This window comes from Actinomycetes bacterium (assembly GCA_035489715.1).
In the GTDB taxonomy this organism is placed as follows: domain Bacteria; phylum Actinomycetota; class Actinomycetes; order JACCUZ01; family JACCUZ01; genus DATHAP01.
Map to the genome: position 1 here is coordinate 1 of DATHAP010000018.1, position 2,731 is coordinate 2,731.

Annotated in this window: 3 protein-coding genes; 1 reads left to right on the top strand and 2 read right to left on the bottom strand. The window is 68.6% G+C overall.

From position 1 onward, the window contains the following. On the bottom strand, positions 1 to 916 hold a 916-nt coding region (locus VK640_01300), incomplete at its 3' end, for an ABC transporter ATP-binding protein (GenBank protein HTE71822.1). Positions 917 to 1,073: 157 nt separating this feature from the next. Here VK640_01300 and VK640_01305 point away from each other — a divergent pair. Continuing rightward, positions 1,074 to 2,366 carry an ISL3 family transposase gene (locus tag VK640_01305; protein HTE71823.1) on the top strand — a complete coding sequence of 431 codons (1,293 nt, stop codon included), beginning with the start codon at positions 1,074 to 1,076 and terminating at the stop codon, positions 2,364 to 2,366. On the opposite strand, the gene VK640_01310 is transcribed toward VK640_01305, so the two are convergent. Further along, the coding region (locus tag VK640_01310) for a hypothetical protein (GenBank protein ID HTE71824.1) at positions 2,323 to 2,731 on the bottom strand (409 nt) is incomplete at its 5' end. The genes VK640_01305 and VK640_01310 overlap by 44 nt on opposite strands.

Here is a 2,731-nt window from a genome sequence, read left to right on the forward strand (position 1 = left end):
TGCCGACGCGCCCGACGCGCACGCCGTCGAGCCTCGCGAGCGCGGCCTGGGTGATCTGCACGTCGGCGTCGCACCGCAGGATCAGGACCTGCATCTGGCCCTGCTCCTCGACTGCGACCGACTTCACGCCGGCGATCTGACCAAGATCGGTGACCGCGGTATCGGCGACGCCGTACGTCTCGATCTCGACGACGCTGCCGACGGAGACCAGGCGCTTGAGGTGCTCGGGCGTGCCCTCGGCGACGATCTCGCCGGCCCGGATCACCGCGATCCGGTCGCACAGCTCGTCTGCCTCGAACATGTAGTGAGTGGTGAGCAGCACCGTCTTGCCGACGTCGCTCAGCGCGGAGATCGTCGCGCGCAGCTCGCGGGCGCCGACCGGGTCGATGCCGATAGACGGCTCGTCGAGGAACAGGACGTCCGGGTCGTGGAGGAGGCCGCGCGCGATGTGCAGGCGCTGGCGCATGCCACGGGAGAAGCCCTCGACCCGTTCGCGCTCGCGCCCGGTCAGCCCCACCAGCTCGAGCAGCTCGGCGATCCGCGCCTTCTGCTCCCGCGGCGGCACGCCGTAGAGCTCGGAGAAGTAGCGGAGGTTGTCGAGCGCCGACAGCCGCTCGTAGAGGCCGCGATCGCCCCCGAACACGTAGCCGATCCGCCGGCGCACCTCGCGCACGTCGTCGACCACGTCGTAACCGAGTACTCGTGCCATGCCCGCGGTCGGCAGGAGCAGCGTGATCAGCATCTTGATCGTCGTCGTCTTGCCGGCCCCGTTCGGGCCGAGCAGCCCGAACAGCTCGCCGCGCTCGATGTCGAAGCTGACCCCGCGGACCGCCTCGACCTCGGTCGCCGTACGACGGAGCGCGCCGGTTCGGGTGTTGAAGGTACGGCGCAGGTCCCGAGCCTCGACGGCAGTCACCTTGCGAGGCTAGGTGATCGGCGACGTCGAACGCCGCCCATTTCCGGCTCTCCTGACGCTTCCGTGGGTGGTTTGAGCGCGCCTGAATGAGTGCACGCCGTTCCCTGTCTAGGTTCCTGGCTTGTCGAGAGTCAGTTACCAGTGAGCGGAGAACGGCGTGCAGAATGCCAGCCTATGGCGCGCCCTGTTGGGGGTCGAGAAGACGGTCATCGAAGGCATCGAGTTCGACGAGGACGAGCAGCTACTGGTGGTACATGTTCGGCCTCGGAAACGGACCCGTGGCCGGTGCGGTCGGTGCGGGCGAGGGTCCCCGGCCTACGACCGCGGTGAGGGCAGGCGCCGGTGGCGGGCACTGGACCTGGGCACGATCCAAGCCTTCCTCGAAGCCGAGGCTCCCCGGGTCTGCTGTCCCGAGCACGGGCCGACGGTGGCGGCGGTGCCATGGGCTCGGCACGGCGCCGGGCACACCTACGCCTTCGACGAGCAGGTCGCCTGGCTGGCCACCCAGTGCTCCAAGACCGCGATCACCGAGCTGATGCGGATCGCCTGGCGCACCGTCGGGGCGATCATCACCCGGGTCTGGGCCGACGTCGAGGCCGTCCATGACCGGTTCGCCGACCTGAGGCGGATCGGGATCGATGAGATCGCCTACAAGCGCGGGCAGCGATACCTGACCGTGGTCGTCGACCACGACTCAGGCCGGCTGGTGTGGGCCGCACCCGGCCGGGAGAAGGCCACCCTGGCCAGGTTCTTCGACGCCCTCGGTGAAGAGCGTTGCGCCCAGATCACCCACGTCAGTGCCGACGGCGCGGACTGGATCAGCGCCGTGGTCAGACGCCGCTGTCCGAACGCGGTGCGCTGCGCCGATCCCTTCCACATCGTCAAGTGGGCCACCGAGGCCCTCGACGACGTCCGCCGTCAGGCCTGGAACGCCGCTCGGAGCCGACCAGAGGGCCGTAGCGACCTGATCCGATGGTCGCGTGGACGCCTCCGTCAAGACGCCGCCGGCACCGCGAGGGCGCTCATGCATGCTCGCTACGCGTTGTGGAAGAACCCGGAAAACCTCACCACCCGGCAGCAGGCCAAGCTGGCCTGGATCGCCAAGACTGACCCCCGGCTGCACCGGGCCTACCTGCTCAAGGAAGGACTCCGGCTGGTCTTCCAGCTCGGCTACGACGAAGCCGTCGAGGCCCTCGAGGCCTGGATCAGCTGGGCCCGCCGCTGCCGCATCTCCACCTTCGTCGACCTGCAGCGCCGGATCGTCAAACACAAGGCCTCGATCCTGGCCGCGATCGAACACGGCCTGTCCAACGGACGCATCGAATCGGTCAACACCAAGATCCGCCTCATCACCCGAGTCGCCTTCGGATTCAAGTCACCAGACGCGCTCATCGCCTTGGCCATGCTCAACCTCGGCGGCCACCGACCCGTCCTCCCGGGCCGGAAATGACCCACGGATCAGTCAGGAGAGCCGGGAAGACGCAGTGGTGGTCGCGCAGCTTCACCTGCCGGGCGATCCGGTCGGGGATCTCATAGGAGTCCACCGGCTGGTGGCCCGCCAGGTCGAGGACCGGACGCACGATCACCGACGTGTTCGCCAGGTTGAACCACTGCTTGATCTGCTCCACGCTGATCGGAGTGCGGGTGTTGCCGAACCGACCGACGGTCTGGTCGGACGCGGACAGGTGCAGGATGAGCTCGGTCTTGCGACCCGGGACGGTGCGGGTGATCTCCCCGGTGTCGAGGTCGGCGACGTCGAGGTCGAGGATCAGGTCCTCCCGCGCGATCTCACCGAGCGCCTTGGCCCGCCGCATG